Origin of the sequence: Streptomyces synnematoformans (assembly GCF_039531005.1) — a bacterium.
GTDB classification, from domain to species: Bacteria; Actinomycetota; Actinomycetes; order Streptomycetales; family Streptomycetaceae; genus Streptomyces; species Streptomyces synnematoformans.
Genome location: NZ_BAAAPF010000567.1, coordinates 1 through 2,288, shown reverse-complemented (window position 1 = coordinate 2,288; position 2,288 = coordinate 1). Strand labels below are relative to the sequence as shown.

Genomic DNA, 2,288 nt, shown 5'->3' with positions numbered 1-2,288 from the left:
GACGCTGTCACTGTCCGACCGCACGGCCACGACCCCGCGCCCCAGGTTCTCCATCTGCCTGCCGTCGCCCGGCGGTTCGCTGTCGTCGGCCCACTCCAGGTAGTCGATGTTGGGCAGTCCCGCGTCCGCGGTCGGATCCAGCCGGACGGTGTTGCTGCCGGCGTTCAGCGAGGCGGTCACGGTCTTGGTCGACCACGTCGACCAGGAGCCGGTGGACTCGAAGGAGACCGTCCCCACCGTGGTCCCGTTGACGATGAGGTTCGCCGGCCGCGCAGCTCCGCTACTGGCGCCGTTGGCGAACCGGATCCGCAGCGTCGCCGTAGCGGCGTCCGCCGCGGTGACCGTGAACTGCGCATAGGCCCCCGCAGCACTGTCGCCGTTACAGAATCCGCTGCCGGAGTAGCCGGCATGGTCCGAGTCGATGGTTCCTTGGCACTGCGCCGGCGCGGTTTCCGCCTCGTACCGGGTCGTCGCGGCGCTCGCATCGGCTGTGAACGCCGTCACCGTGGTGAGCAGCAGGGCGGCTGTGACCCCGGCCAACGAGGCCTTGATGGGCTGTTTCACGAATCCTCCCGTAGCAGGGGGTAGGGAAGGGTCGATTCAGTTGTGGGTGAGCGCAGATGATCACCGGCCAGCGCCCGGCACGGGATCGCGGCCAAGCCGTACTGCGCGGTTGCGTTCGTGGGCACGAAGCTCGCCTCGTCGACCGGTTCGGGCACGGCAGGGCCGTCGACCCGCACACTGCGGGGAGAACCGGCGGTACGCGGCGGTGCTGATGCGCAGCTGCCGGCGATGCCGGCCCGGCGCGGCACACCGTGCCGGGTGCCGAGATCGCGCCACTTGCCCCACGTGGTAGACCTCCACCTCGCCGGTGTGCCGGGGCATGGCCTCAGCGAAGAGGAAGTCCCGCCGGTCCTCGATCTGCCGCCGCGCCGGGGATGCCGCGTCCCACAGGGCTCCAGTCGCCGAAGGCCCCGGCGCCGTGCAGGTGCTCAGGCACACGAGCGTGCCGCCGGTGGCGACGGTCCGCTCGCCCCTGGTGATCGACGGCATCAGAACGCGCCCGCTGCGGGCGATCCGGCAGCGGATGAAGCCGGTGTCGACGTCGGTCGTCCTGTCGTTCTCGGTGATCCGCAACCGGGAAGCGGGTTCCTCCGGCCTGCCGGTGTGCGGCAGGTTCTCGCGCGCCGGCGGGACAGCCGCGCCGGTCGTGTGCGCGGTCCACTTGACCGTGCCGTCCGGCCGGAATCCGGTCGGCCACGACTGCACCGGCACGGCCCCACCCGTCGTGGTGGTGAGGAGCAACTCAGTGCCGCGGGGCAGGGCGCTCCGCGGCCACGGGACTCCCCGAGTGGTACCGACGAGAGCCCTCGGCTCCCTGCCTTCCCGCCAGCTCAATGACGCCCCGGCGGCTGCGGCGTGACCTGGTGCGGGTCGCTGATCACTCGGTGCGGCGGCCTGCCGTGCTGCGCCCGGTCCGCTCGGCGCACCGGCCACCGCCCCGCCGACGAGAACGGTGCGGCGGGATCGTCCGGGCATCGTTGCCCTCCACCTGGCCCCGGTGTGTTAAAACGCTTACCATCGCGCCACCACAGTGGACCAAGCATGTTCTGGTCACGTCAAGACCTGTGGCTTCCTTTGCCGGTCCTGCGGCTGACGGACAGCTGTCGCCCTGCCCCCGGGGTGGAGCAGGGCGCTCTGGGAAGCGGTGACCGATCGCCTGCTGGAGGCCGTGGAGTCCTACGCGACGCCGGGCGGTGCCCGGGACGCCCGGCGGGCCGGGCGCAGACCGCCGCCGAAGGCAGGCTGTGCCTGATCGGCACGACCGGCGGTGACCCCGAGCGCGAACTCGCCATGGGGTCAGCGGCCCGGCCGCGCTCCTTCCAGGCCGGCTGCACGACGACCAGCTTCTGGAACAGGTCGTTACGGCACGGATGGACGCCTTCGTCGAGATGGACGACGTAAACGGTTCCCACACATGGCGGTCATGCTTCTCCAAGCCCGATTCCTACGTGTTGACCTGTTCATGTAAGCGTTTTATCTTCAGATGCACGTGGTATCGGTCGAGGGCGACTGAGCACGATCGTGACGGCCCCCGACTGGACGCATCCGGCAACGGACCCCACTGAAGGCCAGTCGAGGAGTCATCCATGACCATCCAGCGACGGACATTCCTCAACATGAGCGCGGCCGGAGCGGCAGGCGTCGGCCTGTCCCTGTTAGGAGGAGGGACGGCACCGGCCGCCCCCAGATCGCCACACACGGCACAGGCCGCGACGTTCGCGGTC

Annotated in this window: 2 protein-coding genes and 1 pseudogene; all 3 read right to left on the bottom strand. The window is 70.3% G+C overall.

Translation table 11 applies throughout. The features are described 5' to 3' along the window. Positions 1 to 564, bottom strand: a 564-nt coding sequence (locus ABD317_RS36045; RefSeq protein ID WP_344296126.1) for a carbohydrate-binding protein, incomplete at its 3' end; no start/stop codon positions are given. After that, positions 561 to 740 (bottom strand): exo-rhamnogalacturonan lyase family protein, encoded by a 180-nt coding sequence (locus tag ABD317_RS37955; RefSeq protein ID WP_425582529.1) that lies wholly within the window; start codon positions 738 to 740, stop codon positions 561 to 563. The genes ABD317_RS36045 and ABD317_RS37955, both read right to left, overlap by 4 nt. 70 nt (positions 741 to 810) lie before the next feature. Then, a pseudogene (locus tag ABD317_RS37950) lies at positions 811 to 1,539 on the bottom strand (RIFT barrel domain-containing protein); the annotation flags it as partial. Positions 1,540 to 2,288 lie beyond the last annotated feature (749 nt).